The 14,820-nt window shown below is 64.4% G+C and carries 17 protein-coding genes; 9 read left to right on the top strand and 8 right to left on the bottom strand.

Annotated features, from left to right (window positions below):
• Positions 1-184 precede the first annotated feature (184 nt).
• Complete coding sequence (rpmE, locus tag GR138_RS20025) at positions 185-406, bottom strand: 50S ribosomal protein L31 (RefSeq protein WP_160861021.1); 222 nt, start codon at positions 404-406, stop codon at positions 185-187.
• 190 nt (positions 407-596) lie between these two features.
• Here rpmE and GR138_RS20020 point away from each other — a divergent pair, with 190 nt between their 5' ends.
• Positions 597-2,420 (top strand): ABC transporter transmembrane domain-containing protein, encoded by a 1,824-nt coding sequence (locus tag GR138_RS20020; RefSeq protein WP_246200582.1) that lies wholly within the window; start codon positions 597-599, stop codon positions 2,418-2,420.
• Positions 2,421-2,533: 113 nt separating this feature from the next.
• Positions 2,534-3,493 (top strand): Bug family tripartite tricarboxylate transporter substrate binding protein, encoded by a 960-nt coding sequence (locus GR138_RS20015; protein ID WP_202402748.1) that lies wholly within the window; start codon positions 2,534-2,536, stop codon positions 3,491-3,493.
• 24 nt (positions 3,494-3,517) lie between these two features.
• On the opposite strand, the gene GR138_RS20010 is transcribed toward GR138_RS20015, so the two are convergent.
• The 6 genes from GR138_RS20010 to GR138_RS19985 form a co-directional block, all read right to left on the bottom strand.
• Positions 3,518-5,161: an FAD-binding dehydrogenase gene (locus tag GR138_RS20010; RefSeq protein WP_160861018.1), complete on the bottom strand. Its 1,644-nt coding sequence runs from the start codon at positions 5,159-5,161 to the stop codon at positions 3,518-3,520.
• Between the two features lie 95 nt (positions 5,162-5,256).
• Positions 5,257-6,288 (bottom strand): peptidoglycan -binding protein, encoded by a 1,032-nt coding sequence (locus GR138_RS20005; RefSeq protein WP_160861017.1) that lies wholly within the window; start codon positions 6,286-6,288, stop codon positions 5,257-5,259.
• Between the two features lie 2 nt (positions 6,289-6,290).
• Positions 6,291-7,379 (bottom strand): MotA/TolQ/ExbB proton channel family protein, encoded by a 1,089-nt coding sequence (locus tag GR138_RS20000; RefSeq protein WP_160861016.1) that lies wholly within the window; start codon positions 7,377-7,379, stop codon positions 6,291-6,293.
• 110 nt (positions 7,380-7,489) lie between these two features.
• Positions 7,490-8,290: an inositol monophosphatase family protein gene (locus GR138_RS19995; RefSeq protein ID WP_160861015.1), complete on the bottom strand. Its 801-nt coding sequence runs from the start codon at positions 8,288-8,290 to the stop codon at positions 7,490-7,492.
• Positions 8,291-8,469: 179 nt separating this feature from the next.
• Complete coding sequence (locus GR138_RS19990; protein ID WP_420853683.1) at positions 8,470-9,609, bottom strand: tetratricopeptide repeat protein; 1,140 nt, start codon at positions 9,607-9,609, stop codon at positions 8,470-8,472.
• 9 nt (positions 9,610-9,618) lie between these two features.
• Positions 9,619-10,272 carry a thiamine phosphate synthase gene (locus GR138_RS19985; RefSeq protein WP_160861014.1) on the bottom strand — a complete coding sequence of 218 codons (654 nt, stop codon included), beginning with the start codon at positions 10,270-10,272 and terminating at the stop codon, positions 9,619-9,621.
• Between the two features lie 93 nt (positions 10,273-10,365).
• Here GR138_RS19985 and GR138_RS19980 point away from each other — a divergent pair, with 93 nt between their 5' ends.
• Both GR138_RS19980 and GR138_RS19975 read left to right on the top strand, forming a co-directional pair.
• Positions 10,366-11,136, top strand: coding sequence for a sulfite exporter TauE/SafE family protein (locus tag GR138_RS19980; protein WP_160861013.1), 771 nt, complete (start codon positions 10,366-10,368; stop codon positions 11,134-11,136).
• Positions 11,137-11,198: 62 nt separating this feature from the next.
• Positions 11,199-11,459 carry an ArsR/SmtB family transcription factor gene (locus GR138_RS19975; protein WP_160861012.1) on the top strand — a complete coding sequence of 87 codons (261 nt, stop codon included), beginning with the start codon at positions 11,199-11,201 and terminating at the stop codon, positions 11,457-11,459.
• 193 nt (positions 11,460-11,652) lie between these two features.
• Here GR138_RS19975 and GR138_RS19970 read toward each other — a convergent pair whose 3' ends face one another.
• Positions 11,653-11,826 (bottom strand): YdcH family protein, encoded by a 174-nt coding sequence (locus GR138_RS19970; RefSeq protein WP_160861011.1) that lies wholly within the window; start codon positions 11,824-11,826, stop codon positions 11,653-11,655.
• Between the two features lie 216 nt (positions 11,827-12,042).
• Here GR138_RS19970 and GR138_RS19965 point away from each other — a divergent pair, with 216 nt between their 5' ends.
• The 5 genes from GR138_RS19965 to GR138_RS19945 all read left to right on the top strand — a co-directional run bounded on the left by GR138_RS19965 (position 12,043) and on the right by GR138_RS19945 (position 14,800).
• A complete protein-coding gene (locus tag GR138_RS19965) occupies positions 12,043-12,246 on the top strand; it encodes a YdcH family protein (RefSeq protein ID WP_160861010.1) in 204 nt (67 codons plus the stop codon).
• 51 nt (positions 12,247-12,297) lie between these two features.
• On the top strand, positions 12,298-12,765 hold the full coding sequence (purE, locus tag GR138_RS19960) for a 5-(carboxyamino)imidazole ribonucleotide mutase (RefSeq protein ID WP_160861093.1): 468 nt from the start codon (positions 12,298-12,300) through the stop codon (positions 12,763-12,765).
• Positions 12,762-13,820 carry a 5-(carboxyamino)imidazole ribonucleotide synthase gene (locus GR138_RS19955; protein WP_160861009.1) on the top strand — a complete coding sequence of 353 codons (1,059 nt, stop codon included), beginning with the start codon at positions 12,762-12,764 and terminating at the stop codon, positions 13,818-13,820. Before purE ends, GR138_RS19955 begins: the two co-directional genes overlap by 4 nt.
• 169 nt (positions 13,821-13,989) lie before the next feature.
• Positions 13,990-14,115 carry a type B 50S ribosomal protein L36 gene (ykgO, locus tag GR138_RS19950; RefSeq protein ID WP_024271182.1) on the top strand — a complete coding sequence of 42 codons (126 nt, stop codon included), beginning with the start codon at positions 13,990-13,992 and terminating at the stop codon, positions 14,113-14,115.
• Between the two features lie 67 nt (positions 14,116-14,182).
• Entirely contained in the window at positions 14,183-14,800 is a 618-nt protein-coding gene (locus GR138_RS19945) for a tetratricopeptide repeat protein (protein ID WP_160861008.1), read from the top strand.
• The last annotated feature ends 20 nt before the right edge of the window (positions 14,801-14,820 follow it).

Below are 14,820 nucleotides of genomic sequence, written 5' to 3'. Positions count from 1 at the left end.
CACCTGCCTGCCGGCATCCTCTCCCCGCAAGCGGGGCGAGGAGCGATGGGCTCGCCATTTTCCTCCTTCTCCCCGCTTGCGGGAGAAGGTCCCGGCAGGGGGATGAGGGGCAGTGAACCCGCCAGTCAAGGCAATAAAAAACCCGGCCGAAGCCGGGTTCTTGAAATCATCCAGTGGAAGCAGATTAGAGGCCGAGGCCTTCGAAGCGCTTCTTGAACTTGGAAACGCGGCCGCCGCGGTCCAGCATCTGCTGGTTGCCGCCGGTCCAGGCCGGGTGGGACTTGGGGTCGATTTCCAGGTTCATCGTGGCGCCGGCCGAACCCCAGGTCGAGCGGGTTTCGTATTCGGTACCGTCGGTCATGACGACCTTGATGACGTGGTAGTCGGGATGGATATCAGCCTTCATGACACTCTTCCTGCTTGTTCCGGGGGCCATTTGTCGCAACGCATTGCGGCAGCGAGGCCAAAGACGTAAATGAAGCCGCAGTCGGTCGGACCTACGGCTTCCCAATTCGATGGCGAGCCTATACATGAAGGCCGTCTGGATAACAAGAGCCGAAAGACAATTCGTGCCGCCAGGCACTGGGAATGGGGGTATGGTGTCCACAGACAGAGAAGCAGTCGCGCCGGCGAAAACCGAGCGCCGCACCGTCCGTCCGCTGGGCAGGCTCATTCCTTACATCGGCCGCTACCGTGGCCTCGTCGCCGGTGCGCTGGTTGCGCTCGTGATGGCCGCCGTCACGACGCTCGTCCTGCCGCTCGCCGTACGGCGCATGATCGATCATGGCTTCTCCGGCGCCGGTGCCGGCTTCATCAACACCTATTTCACGATGCTTTTCGTGCTGGCCGGTCTGCTCGCGCTGGCGAGTGGCATGCGCTACTATTTCGTCATCACGCTCGGCGAACGCATCGTCGCCGATCTGCGCCGCGACGTCTTCGCCCATGTGACGAAACTCTCGCCGGCCTTCTTCGACGTCAACCAGTCGGGTGAGATCGTCTCGCGGCTGACCGCCGATACGACGCAGATCAAGTCCGCGGTGGGCGCCACCGCCTCGGTCGCGCTGCGCAACCTCATCCTCTGTCTCGGCGCCATCGCCATGATGGTCTATACCAGCCCGAAGCTGTCGAGCCTCGTCATCGCCGCCATTCCCGTCATCGTCTTCCCGCTCGTCGCCTTCGGCCGCTCGGTGCGCCGCCGCTCGCGCGAGGCGCAGGATACGCTGGCGGCAGCCTCCGCCTATGCCGGCGAGGCGATCGGCGCGACCCGCACGCTCCAGGCGTTCAACGCGGAAGACGCCGCCCGCGCCCGGTTCTTCGGTGAAGTCGAGAGCGCCTATGGTGCGGCCCGCTCCGCCATCCGCGCCCGCTCGCTGCTCACGGGTTTCGCCATCGCCATGATCTTCGGCTCGGTCGTCGCCGTGCTGTGGTTCGGTGCGCGCGACGTTCTGTCGGGCACGCTTTCCGCCGGCACGCTCGGCCAGTTCCTGCTCTACGCCGTCTTTGCCGCCGGCAGCCTCGGCGCATTGTCCGAAGTCTGGGGCGAACTCTCGCAGGCCGCCGGTGCCGCCGAGCGCCTGACAGAGCTGCTCGCCGAGGTGCCAGCCATCGCTGCGCCCGCCCGTCCCGTGACACTGCCGCTGCCTGCCCGCGGCGAGCTTGCCTTCCAGGACGTGCATTTCTCGTATCCCGCCCGCCCCGGCTATCGCAGCGTCAACGGCCTGAGCTTTACCGTCAAGCAGGGCGAGACCGTGGCGATCGTCGGCCCCTCCGGCGCCGGCAAAAGCACGATCCTTTCCCTCGTGCTGCGCTTCTACGATCCCGATTCCGGCACGATCACTCTCGATGGCGTCGACCTGCGCACCGCTGACCCGGAAGAGCTGCGCCGCCGCATCGCGCTGGTGCCGCAGGACGTCACCATCTTTGCCGCAACCATCCGCGACAACATTGCCTTCGGCATGGCGGATGTCAGCGACGAGGCGATCCGTGCTGCGGCGCGCGCCGCCCAGGCGGAAGAATTCATCGCCCGGCTCGACAAAGGCTATGACACGATGGTCGGCGAGCGCGGTGTCACACTGTCCGGTGGCCAGCGCCAGCGTATCGCCATCGCCCGCGCCATCCTGAAGGACGCGGCCCTCCTGCTGCTCGACGAGGCGACCTCCGCGCTCGATGCCGAAAGCGAGACGCTGGTGCAGAAGGCGCTGGACGGCCAGATGGGCAAGCGCACGACGATCGTCATCGCCCACCGCCTCGCCACCGTGCTCAAGGCCGACCGCATCCTCGTCATGGAGGCGGGCCGCGTCGTCGAGGAAGGCACGCATCAGTCGCTCGTCCAGCAGAACGGGCTTTACGCCCGCCTGGCCCGGCTGCAATTCGACCATGGCGGCCAGGCTTTCCTTGGAGAAGCCCGCGCCGCCGGCTGATCGTCGCTTGCCCTTGTTTCGCGGGGCAAGTGCCCTATCCTGAGGGAGCGGACTTCACGTCACCTTGGGAGGAAAACCACGTGGCATTTTCGACGCTCACCCGCCGTACCCTTATGGCGCTTGGCACCACCGTACTTGCGTCGCTGGCGCTCGGCCTGCCGGCCAGTGCCCAGCAATTCCCTGACCGGACCATCACGCTCGTCGTGCCGTTCGCGGCTGGAGGATCGACCGACGTTGTTGCGCGCATCATCGCGCAGAAGATGGGCGACGGCCTCGGCCAGCAGGTCATCGTCGAAAATGTCGGCGGCGCCGGCGGAAGTCTCGGTGCCGACCGGGTGGCGCGCGCCGAGCCGGATGGCTATACGATCCTGATGGGCACGGTCGCCACCCACGCGCTGAACCCGCTGATCCTGAAAACCAACCCCTATGATGCGGAAAAGGATTTCGCGCCGGTTTCTCTGCTGGTGATCGTGCCGAACGTGCTCGTGGTGAACCCTGAACTGCCAGCGAAAAACGTCGAAGAGCTGCTGGCGCTGCTGAAGGCCGATCCGGAAGGCTACAGCTATGCTTCCTCCGGCAACGGTACGCCGCTGCATCTCTCTGGCGAACTCTTCAAGAGCATGGCCGGCGTCAGCATGCAGCATGTGCCCTACAAGGGCTCCGGCCCGGCGCTGAACGACGTGATCGGCAACCAGATCCCGATCATGTTCGACAACCTTCCCTCCTCCTCCAGTCACATCAAGGCCGGCACGCTGCGCGCACTCGCCGTGACGACGAAGGAGCGCGCCGCCTCCTTCCCGGATGTGCCGACGATCGCCGAATCCGGCATTCCCGGCTATGAGACCTATACGTGGAATGCGCTGTTTGCGCCTGCCGGCACGCCGACCGACGTGGTGGCAAAGCTCAACGAAGCGGCCAACACTGCCATGAAGGATCCGGCCGTTGTGGAGCGCATGAAGGAGTTCAGCGCGACGATCGTCGGCTCGACGCCCGAAGACCTTGGCAAGCACGTGACAGCCGAGCTTGCCAAATGGAAGCCGGTCGTCGAAGGCGCCAAGATCCAGATGGACTGATCGTGATCGAAGCGGTCGGCGCTCTCAGGCGCCGACTGCCCTGCCCGCTCTACGCCCCGAAAACAGGCATCCACCGAGGAAGGTGCCTTCCAGCGCATTGTAGCCATGCACGCCGCCGCCGCCGAAACCGGCGACCTCACCGGCTGCATAGAGACCCGGCACCGGCTTGCCGGACAATTCCAGCACTCGGCCGGAAAGATCCGTCTGGAGGCCACCCAAGCTTTTGCGCGTCAGGATGTTGAGGCGCACGGCAATCAATGGCCCGGCCTTCGGATCAAGCAGACGATGCGGTCGTGCGGTGCGCATCAGTTTGTCGCCAAGATAGGCGCGCGCGCCGCGAACGGCCGTTACCTGCGCATCCTTCGAGAAGGGGTTGTCGATCTCGCGGTCGCGGGCTTCCACCGCGGCCCGCACCTGCTCGACATCCAGCAGCGCCTCTCCCGTCAACGTGTTCATCGCGGAGACGAGGTCGCCGAGATCGTTGCGCACCACAAAATCCGCGCCCTTGTCCATGAAGGCCTGCACGGGGCCGGGCGGGTTCTTGCCGAGCCGCTTCAGGAGCAGCGGGATATCCTTGCCGGTCAGGTCCGGGTTCTGCTCGGAGCCCGACAGGGCGAACTCCTTCTTGATGATCGCCTTCGTCAGGATGAACCAGCTGTGGTCATAGCCCGTCGCGCGGATGGCTTTGAGCGTGGCCAGCGTGTCGAAGCCCGGCATGGCCGGTGCCGGAAACCGCCGCCCGCGTGCGTCCAGCCAGAGCGAGGACGGGCCAGGCAGGATGCGGATGCCATGCCCCGGCCAAATCGGATCCCAGTTCCTCAGGCCCTCCGTATAGTGCCACATGCGGTCGCCATTGATGACGGAGCCGCCGGCAGCCTGCGTGATCGCCAGCATGCGACCATCGACATGGGCCGGCACGCCGCTGACCATGAAGGCGGGCGGTTCGCCCAGGCGATCACGCGGCCAGCTCTGCCGCACCAGCTCGTGATTGCCGCCGATGCCGCCGGAGGAGACGAGCACTGCCCCCGCCCGGAAACTGAAATCGCCCACCACCGCGCGAGAGGTTGACCGGCCGCGCTCCGCAGCGTCCGGCGCGAGAACCGCGCCATGCGCGCCGACGACGGCGCCGTTTTCGACGATCAGGCCATCCACCCGGTGGCGGAAACGAAAGACCAGCGCATTAGAGGCGCGAAAATCCTGCGCACGTCGCAGGAAGGGCGCCAGCACGCCGGGGCCGGTGCCCCAGGTGACGTGGAAGCGCGGCACGGAATTGCCATGGCCGGTCGCAAGTCCGCCGCCACGCTCGGCCCAGCCGACGACCGGGAACCAGCGCATGCCCATGGCGTGCAGCCAGGCGCGTTTTTCCCCGCTGGCAAAATCGAGATAGGCCTCCGCCCAGTGGCGCGGCCAGTGGTCCTCCGGCCGGTCGAAGCCCGCGGAGCCCAACCAGTCCTGCCGGGCCAGTGCTAGGCTGTCGCGGATGCGCAGGCGCCGCTGCTCCGGGCTGTCGACGAAAAAAAGGCCACCGAGCGACCAGAAGGCCTGCCCGCCAAGGCTCTGCTCGCCCTCCTGATCGAGAACGATCACCTTGAGGCCGCGCGCCGCCGCCTCCGTCGCCGCCACGAGGCCAGCCAGCCCCGCCCCGATCACCAGCAGGTCGCAATCCATAAACGCCTCCCGTCGTCCTGTCGGAAAAACTTACGCATACGTGCGCGTAAGATCAACCTTCCGGCAATGGCGTCGCACCAATCGGCGCGAAGCGACTATCGTTCGGTGAGCTTCAGCTCGATGCGGCGATTGGTGGCGCGGGCGGCATCGTCGCTGCCTTCGGCAATCGGCTGGAACTCGCCGAAACCCGCCGCGACGAGCCGGTTGGCGGGCACGCCATTGGCGATCAGGAATTTGACCACCGAGGTCGCACGCGCCGAAGAAAGCTCCCAGTTGTCGCGGTAGCGGCCGGTGCCGGAGAGCGGCACATTGTCGGTATGGCCATCGACGCGCAGCACCCAGTTGATCTCGGAGGGAATTTCCTTGGCGAGATCGAGCAACGCGGTGGCGAGCTTGCGCATCTCCACCTGCCCTTCCGGGTTCAACTCGTTGCCGCCGGACGGGAACAGCACTTCCGACTGGAAGACGAACCGGTCGCCGACGATGCGGATGTTTTCGCGATCGGAGAGGATTTCCCGCAGGCGACCGAAGAAGTCGGAGCGATAGCGGTTGAGTTCCTGCACACGCTGCGCCAGCGCGACGTTGAGGCGGCGGCCGAGATCGGCAATCTTCGCTTGCGACGAACTATCCTTTGCCTCCGAGGCCTGAAGCGCCTCTTCCACCGCCGCAATCTGGCTGCGCAACGCGGCAATCTGCTGGTTCAGCAGTTCGATCTGGCTCATGGCGCGGGCGCTGACCTGTTTTTCCGAATCGAGTTCGCCTTCGAGCGTCGTCACGCGCGCATTCGCCTGGTCCGACGCGCCGGCCCCGCTATCGAGCAATTGCTGCAAGCGGGAACGGTCGCTTTCCGACTGGGCGAGCGACGCCTGCAGGTTGGCGAGTGCATCCTCGATATCCTGCTTGCCGCTCTTTTCGAGCGCCAGAAGCTGGGTCAGCTCGTTGATCTGGCTGGTGAGCCGGTTCAGCACATCGTCCTTGCCGGAAATTTCCCGGCTCAGGAAGAACTGCGCCAGCACGAACACCGTCAGCAGGAACATGATGGCCAGCAGCAGCGTCGATAGCGCATCGACGAAGCCAGGCCAGTAATCGACCGTGCGCTGGCTGCGCCGGTTGCGGGCGAGCGCCATCTCTACTCGCCCCCGGCCTTATGGGCTTTCTCGCTCGTGCGCTCGGACAGCCGCTCGACGTTTTTCTCGCCGTTGCGCGCGGCGAGCCGGTCGAGCGTGCGGCGCAGCGCCTTGGCCTCTTCCTGTTGCGCCTCGATCCAGTCGCGCAGCATCTGCTGTTCGCTGCGCATGTTCTTGACGAGGCCCTGGATGCCCTCCGCAAGGCTTGCCATCGCCGCCGTCGAACGGTGGCCGCTGCCGCCGCCGTCCTGCGCGAGCTTCAGGATCTGTTCCGCCAGAGCCTGCACGTCGGCGGACGACGAACCGGCCGCCATATCGGCCACCGGCTGGAGTTCGGACCCGACATCGGTGACCGAGGAGAGCCAGTTTTCCAGTTCGGTATAGAACCGGTTCTGCGCGCGCCCAGCCTGGAGATCGAGGAAGCCGAGGATCAGCGAGCTTGCCAGACCGAAAAGCGAGGTGGAGAAGGCCGTCCCCATGCCCTCGAGCGGCGCGGACAGGCCCTGCTTCAAGGCGGTCAGGATGTCGTTCGCCGTGCCGCCGCCGGCATCGAGCGACTGGATGACCGCGCTGATCGAGCCGATCGTGCCGAGCAGACCCCAGAAGGTGCCGAGCAGGCCGAGGAAGACGAGCAGGCCGATCAGATAGCGGGATGTATCACGCGATTCATCGAGGCGGGTCGCAATGGAATCAAGGATCGAGCGCAGCGCATTGGCCGAGAGCGCGACGGAATGCCGGCGACCGATCAGCGCGCGCATCGGTGCAAGCAACACCGGATCGCGCCCGACCTTCTCGGCACTGCCGGCCGCGCGGAAGGAGTTGAACCAGCGGACTTCCGGCCGCAACGCCAGCACATGGTTGAAGACGAGAAGAATGCCGATCAGCAGCACGCCGAGGATCAGACCGTTCAGGCCCGGATTGCTGAGGAAGGCCGTCTGCGCCTGGCGGAAGAGGATGGCGGCCACGAAGCCGACGATGATGAGGAAGATCACCATCGTCCAGAAGAAGGCCATGGGGCTTGAGAGTTTGTGGGGGTAGTCATCCCCGGTCCCGGCCGATCCTCCCCAGCCCGACAGCCCAAGCTTCGCCATGTCGTCGCATCTCCACTTCCTCGTCGCGGCGGAGACTAGAGGAAGATTAAGCCGAATTGAAGGGCTTAGCGGCAACAGCGACGCGGAATGCGTCGCCCCGAGACTGGCTTTTAACGGGTGGGAACCGGGCGGTGCACGACGTCGCGCAGCGCCTTGTGGATATATTCGTTGCCGGCAACGATCGTGCCGGTGTCGAACATCGCACTGCCGCCATCGAGATCGCTCGCATAACCGCCGGCTTCGCGAATCAGCAGAATGCCGGCCGCGATATCCCACGGCGCCAGGTCCCGTTGCCAGAAACCGTCGAAACGGCCGGCCGCGACATAGGCAAGATCCAGCGCGGGCGAGCCGAGACGGCGCACACCGGCGACCTCACCCATCACATGGCGCAACTCGATGAGGAACTTGCCGTGATTGCCGTCGCCGAGATGCGGCACGCTGCAGCCGACGACCGCATCGGAGAGGCTCTTGCGGGCCGCGACACGCAGGCGACGATCGTTGACAAAAGCGCCACCGCCACGCTCGGCGGTGAAAAGCTCGTCCGTCGCCGCGTTCAGCACCACGGACGCGACGATTTCACCATTGCGCTCCAGCGCGATGGTGCTGGCAAAAAGCGGAATGCCGTGCAGGAAGTTCGTTGTGCCGTCGAGCGGATTGACGATCCAGCGATGCGCGCCGTCCGTACCGACGACCTCTTCGCCGTCCGCGCCGAGAAAGCCATAGGTCGGGCGCGCCTTCATCAGCTCTTCACGGATGAGCTTTTCCGCCTTGCGGTCGGCCTGCGCGACGTAATCGCCCGGTCCCTTGACCGAGACCTGCAGGTTCTGCACTTCGCCGAAATCACGGGAGAGCGATTTTCCGGCCTTGAAAGCGGCCTGAACCATGACGTTGAGAAGAGCTGAACGAGCCATACACTTAAGTCCTTCGGGAATGTCCGGTGCTCGGGACGGCAAGAGCCGCGGCGCGCAAACGCACCGGGACCGGGATTTGAGGCCTCAAGACCACAAATTCCCAGAAGTTTCAAGTCTTCGGCCCCTGCATCGGCTGCAATGCAGGGTATCGCATCGTGCAACAGGGTAAATGCGCGGCTTTAAGAGCCCGAGCGGTACTTGTTCGCTGCGGTGACCGCGGCCTTCTGCTGCTCGTCGTTGAGGCCGAGATAGAAGTCCTCGAGCGACGGGTCGTTGAGGCCGGCCCGACGTGCCAGCACGAACCATTTCGCCGCCTCGACCGGATCCGGCCTTGTCCCGAGCGCATGGATGTAAAGCTGGGCGAGCTTGCTCTGCGCGACGGGATTGCCGCCGTCGGCCGCCCGTTTCATCCATTTGAAGCCGGCTTCGTAGTCGCGGTCACCGGCAGTGCCGTTCACCAGCCACATGCCAAGATCGAGCTGGGCGGTGTCGAAACCGGCGCGCGCCGCACGCAGCAGCCATTCACGCGCCCGCCTGGTCTTTTCCTCCGGCAGGTCGGTCAGGTTGATGTAGATCTGCGACAGGGCATATTGCGCATCGGCAATGCCCTGTTCGGCGGATTTCTCGTAGTAGGGCAGCGCGTCGCGCAGGCCCTTCTCGCCGGGACTGTCGGCGACCAGCACCTGGCCATAGTTGAACTGCGCAGAGGCGTTGCCCAGATCGGCCGCCTTCTTCATCAGCTCATCGGCCTTCTTGCGGTCCTCTTTCGAGCTCGAGCGCTCCATCAACAGGACCGCATATTTGAACATACCGGTCGGATCGCCGCCGCCGGCCGCCTGCTCGTACCAGAACATGGCTTGGTCGCGGTTGCGCTTGACGCCGAGGCCGCGATCGAGAATTTCCGCCACCAGCGTCTGCGCCGCCGGGTCGCCCAGTTGCGCACGCGGCAGCGCGAGTTCCATCGCCGTCAGGTAGCGGCCGCGCTGGAAAGCACCGTAGGCCTCATCGACCTTGCCGGCGAAGGGCTTTTCCGCCGGCAGCGCCGGCAGGTCCGCACCCATGCGGTCCAGCACCGAAAGCCCGGACGACGGGCCATCGACAGGCTTGTCCTTGTCGGTTTTCGTGGCGGACTTGTCTTCGACGGATGCCGGTTCGGCCGCGGGCGTCTGATCCTTCGCATCCGCAGCGCCATCATCGGCCGTCACCGCCGGCCCCTTCTTCACGGTCTGCGCGGAGGCGGGCGCAGCAACGAGAGCAGCCGTGGCGAGAAACGCCACCGGCACCATACGGCAGATTTGAAAGAACACGGCCCTGATCATGAACGCCTACTATTCCTCAAACCGTGGCGCTTTTTCGTCAAGAAGAGCGTTGACGGCAGCAATTACATGCGGTGCCTGCGCGGGATCGGCAAACACCGCCTTGTCGAGCGCGACGAACTCCGCGCCAGCCTCGGCAGCGGCAAGGGCCGACTGCGGGTCCGTGCCGCCGAGCACGATGCAGGGAATTTCCACCATCGAGGCCCACCATTCGGCAAGCGCCAGATTCTTCGGATGCGCCTCCGGCTTGATGTCGCCGCCGATCTTGCCGAAGAAGATATAGTCCGGCTGCACATCGCCGATCTCCAGCGCCTTGTGCCGGTCCGTCGCGTTTCCCCCGCCGACGATGAGCTGCGGCGTGAATTTCTCCACCACCTCGCCCAGTTCCGCCACGCCGCCCGTCACATGGATGCCGTCGGCCTTCACCCGTCCGGCAACGCGCGTATCGCCGGCGACCAGGGCCGCAGCCCCGGCATTCTGCACGATCGCCACCAGCTTCTCGGCATGTTTCTGGAACAGGCCGTCGTCGAGTCCGTACTGCGGCAGGATCACCGAGGCAACGTCACCGCCCTTCAGCGCGCCTTCCAGCATTGCGGCGCGCGCGGAAAGGTCGTCGCCTTCAGGCAGGATCAGCACCAGGCGGCAGCGGTTTTGGACGTCGGACATGAATGGGCACTTCCCTTGGGTTCAGATAGTCGGGGCTCGTCATAACAGATCAAAGCGGTTAGACGGAAGAACGAACAGGATCAATCGCCCTCCATGTCCATCGACCCTTCCATCTACTACGCTGCCATCCCCGCGGTTCTCCTGGTCGGCCTGACGAAGGGCGGCATGGGCGAGGCGCTGGCCTTGATGGGCGTGCCGCTGCTCGCCATGGCCGTGCCGCCGGTGCAGGCCGCCGCGATCCTGTTGCCGATCCTCGTCGTGATGGACTGCGTCTCGCTCTGGATCTGGCGCGACTACAACGACCGCACGCTCCTGAAAATGCTCTTGCCCGGCGCCCTGATCGGCATCGCCATCGGCTGGGCGACTTCAGCCTATGTGCCGCGTGATGCGCTGCGCCTGATCATCGGGCTCATCACCGTGCTCTTCGCCGCCCGCTACTTCTATAACAGTTGGCGGGCCCGCCACGGCCATATCGCCCAGGCAAAACCGCACCGCCTCGTCCCCGCCGCCTTCTTCGGCACGCTTTCCGGTTATGGCAGTTTCGTCGCCCATGCCGGCGGGGCACCGTTCCAGGTCTACAGCCTGCCGCTGAAACTGCCGCCACGCGATTACACGGGCGCCGCCGTGCGCTTCTTCGCCATCCTCAATTTCATCAAGCTCGGCCCCTATTTCGCCCTCGGCCAGCTCGACACGACAAATCTCACCATCTCCGCCACGCTCGTGCCGCTTGCCATCGTTGCGACGGCCTGCGGCGGCTTCATGGTCAAGCGTATGAAGCCGGAGGTCTTCTATCCCTTCATGTACGCCATGGCCTTCATCGCCGGCCTCAAGCTTGTCTATGACGGCGTGGTCGCCTTCGTCTGAACCATTACTTCGCAGCGCACAAAATACTTGCCGCAAATGCTGCTTTGCCATAGCGTTCAGCCATGGCGCACCCTGATCCCTTTGCAGCGATTGCCGATCCCAACCGCAGGTTCCTGCTGGAGGAACTGCGGCGTGCCCCGCGCACCGTCAATGAACTCTCCGAAGGGCTGCCGATCAGCCGCCCGGCCGTCTCCCAGCACCTAAAGGCGTTGCTCGATTCCAACCTCGTCAGCGTGAAATCCGAAGGCACAAAGCGCATCTATGCGATCAACGCCAAGGGTTTCGACGGGCTCAATCTCTGGCTCGACCAGTTCTGGGCCTGAACGGCCAGCACTCCTGTTTCAAAACAGAACGCCCTGGCGCACGTTTCAAGCGGGCCAGGGCGTCTCGATACCTATGATTTCATTTTACGGAAGCGGTTTCGCGAAACGGGCTCCTACCCTGGTCCTCCCATACAGACCATCTGTGTTCGCGACGTGCCTCCCTCGGTAAATTCTTGGAAAAATCCCTGTCTTTTCAGTGTGATGAAGAGCGCAGGCGCTCGATCTCATCTTTGATGCGCAGCTTGCGACGCTTGATGTCCGCGATCGTCTGGTCCTCCGAGGAGGGACGGATAACCGCAGCATGCAGCTCTTCCTCAAGAGCAAAATGCTTCTTTTCCAGCGTAGCCAGATGGGCCTCAATCGTCATGTGACAGTTCCTTCCTTTTGCTTACGCCCGGTCATTCACACGCCGGGTGGTCCAGGTTGCAACAGAACTAGTGTGCCATGTCATTTTTCATTTGTCGAAGGCGAAAACGTGGCAAGGGATAACTTCCCGTTACCAGGGGTTTCGTGGTACGAGCACCCTTTATCGAGAATGGAGGCAGGTGGGCGAACCACCTCTCCGCCGAGGGGAACGAATAGCATGCCAGACCAGGACCAGGCTGAATTGCGGCTTGCCGTTGCGCGGCTGCGCCAAGAACACGAAGATTACGATGCCGCGATCAACGCCATGATCCAGATCGGCAGCGAAGCCCTCAGAATCCAGCGTATGAAGAAGAAGAAACTGGGCCTGAAGGACCGGATCTCCAAGCTGGAAGACCAGATCATCCCCGACATCATCGCCTGAACCGGACGAGAAGCCTTGGACACCACAGAAACGCCCCCCGTCGCCATCATCATGGGTAGCCAGTCCGACTGGGAGACGATGAAAAACGCCGCCGACACGCTCGATGCGCTCGGCGTCGACTATGAGGCCCGCATCATTTCGGCGCACCGCACACCGGACCGGCTCTACAGCTTCGCGCGCGGCGCCAAGGCCGAAGGCTTCAAGATCATCATCGCCGGTGCCGGCGGCGCGGCCCATCTGCCGGGCATGGCGGCGGCGATGACGCCGCTGCCGGTCTTCGGCGTGCCGGTGCAGTCCAAGGCGCTGTCCGGCCAGGACAGCCTGTTGTCCATCGTGCAGATGCCGGCGGGCATTCCCGTCGGCACGCTCGCCATCGGCCGGGCCGGCGCGGTCAATGCCGCGCTGCTGTCTGCCGCCGTGCTTGCCCTCAGCGACCCGGAACTGGCCCATCGCCTCGACGAATGGCGCGAGAACCAGTCGAATTCCGTTGCCGAATATCCCGTGGACGGCCCGCTATGACCGTCCGCACGATCGGCATTATCGGCGGCGGCCAGCTCGGCCGCATGCTGGCCATGGCGGCTGCACGCCTCAACCTGCGCACCGTCGTTCTCGAACCGCAGGCCGATTGTCCGGCCGCACAGGTCGCCAACGCGCAGATCGTCGCCGCCTATGACGACCCGGATGCGCTCGCCGAGCTCGCCCGCCTCTGCGACGTCGTCACCTACGAATTCGAGAATGTGCCGGTCGTCGCGGCCGAGGCATTGGCAAAGGCCGTCCCCGTCTACCCGCCACCGCGCGCGCTGGAAGTCTCGCAGGACCGGCTGGTCGAAAAGAGCTTCATCCGTGATTGCGGCATCGTCACCGCCGATTTCGCCGCCGTGGACAGCCAGGCCGACCTCGAAGCGGCGCTCGACCGGTTCGGCGGCGTCGGCGTCCTGAAGACGCGCCGGCTCGGCTATGACGGCAAGGGGCAGCGCCTCTTCCGTTCGCCGGCCGAAAGCCGTGACGGCGCCTTCGAGGCGCTCGGCGGCGTACCGCTGATTCTCGAAAGCCTGGTGCCCTTCGAACGGGAAATCTCGATCATCGCCGCCCGCGACCATGACGGCACGATCGCCTGTTACGATCCGGCGGAAAACGTCCACCTGAACGGCATCCTGCACACCTCCACCCTGCCGGCGCTCGTTAACGAGACGACGGTGGACCAGGCGCGCAAGGCGGCGCGGGCGATTCTCGACCAGCTCGGTTATGTCGGCGTCATCGGCGTCGAATTTTTCGTCCTGCCGGATGGCGGGCTCGTGGCCAACGAGATCGCGCCGCGCGTGCACAATTCCGGCCACTGGACGGAGGCAGCATGCATCGTCTCGCAGTTCGAGCAGCATATCCGCGCCGTCGCCGGGCATACGCTCGGCGATCCCCGTCGCCATTCGGACTGTGTGATGCAGAATCTCATCGGCGACGACATCGACGACGTGCCCGCATGGCTGGCCAAGCCCGGTGTGTTTGTCCATCTCTACGGCAAGACGGAAGCCCGCCCCGGTCGCAAGATGGGGCATGTTACCCAGGTTTTCAGCTGAGAGAGGCTGGAAAACCGGCCGGGAGCGCGGAAAACCCGCTGCTTGCGGTTGACAGCGCAAAGGTCACAGGGTACATGCCTGCCAACCCGAAAGCGCGCCCGAAACGGCGCGTTTTTGATTGAAGAAATCCGGCGAGCTCGTATCGCCCTGCAATACGCGGATCAGAAAAATGAAGATCAAGAATTCGCTCAAGTCGCTCAAGGCTCGCCACCGCGAAAACCGCCTTGTTCGCCGCAAGGGCCGCATCTACATCATCAACAAGCAGAACCCGCGCTTCAAGGCTCGTCAGGGCTGATCAAGCGTCGCGGTCACCTGTGGTGATCGAGAAATATTGACTTGAAGTTGGGCGCTGGCGGTCTACCATGGCCGCCATGCGCTTTTTCATGCTTTACACAATCTGCCTTTCCCTCTCCCTCATCGGTGCCGCACCGACCGCTGCCCTTGCGCAGTCGGCGGACAAGGCCTCGCTTGACGCCACATCCGGCGCCTTCACGACGCCTGCCCAGCGGCTCGACAAACTGTTCGTCGAGCTGAAACGCGAGGCGAGCCCAGACGCAGCCACCGGCATCGCCAACCAGATCCGCCGGGAATGGCAAGACTCCGGCAGCGCCACGATCAACCTGCTCATCCAGTGGGCCGACAAGGCCGTGAGCGAGGAAAAGAACGCCGCGGCGCTCGATTTCCTCGACGAAGCGATTCGCCTGAAGCCGGACTATGTCGAAGGCTGGAACCGCCGCGCGACGCTGCATTTCAAGCTGGGCAACTATCGCAAGTCCATGTCCGACATAAACCAGGTGCTCGTCATCGAGCCACGCCATTTTGGCGCATTGGCCGGCATGGCCGCGATCATGCAGCAGACCGGTCGCGACGAGATGGCGCTGAAGGCGTGGGAACGCTTCCTGGAGGTCTACCCCACCGAGCGGCAGGCACAGAAGGAACTGGGCGAACTGGCGGAAAAGCTGACCGGCCAGCGGACCTGACTGCCGTGCCGTGGAACCGG

This window comes from Shinella kummerowiae (genome assembly GCF_009827055.1).
In the GTDB taxonomy this organism is placed as follows: Bacteria; Pseudomonadota; Alphaproteobacteria; order Rhizobiales; family Rhizobiaceae; genus Shinella; species Shinella kummerowiae.
Note: the sequence above shows the minus strand (reverse complement) of the source record. Positions and strands in the feature narration are given on the sequence as shown.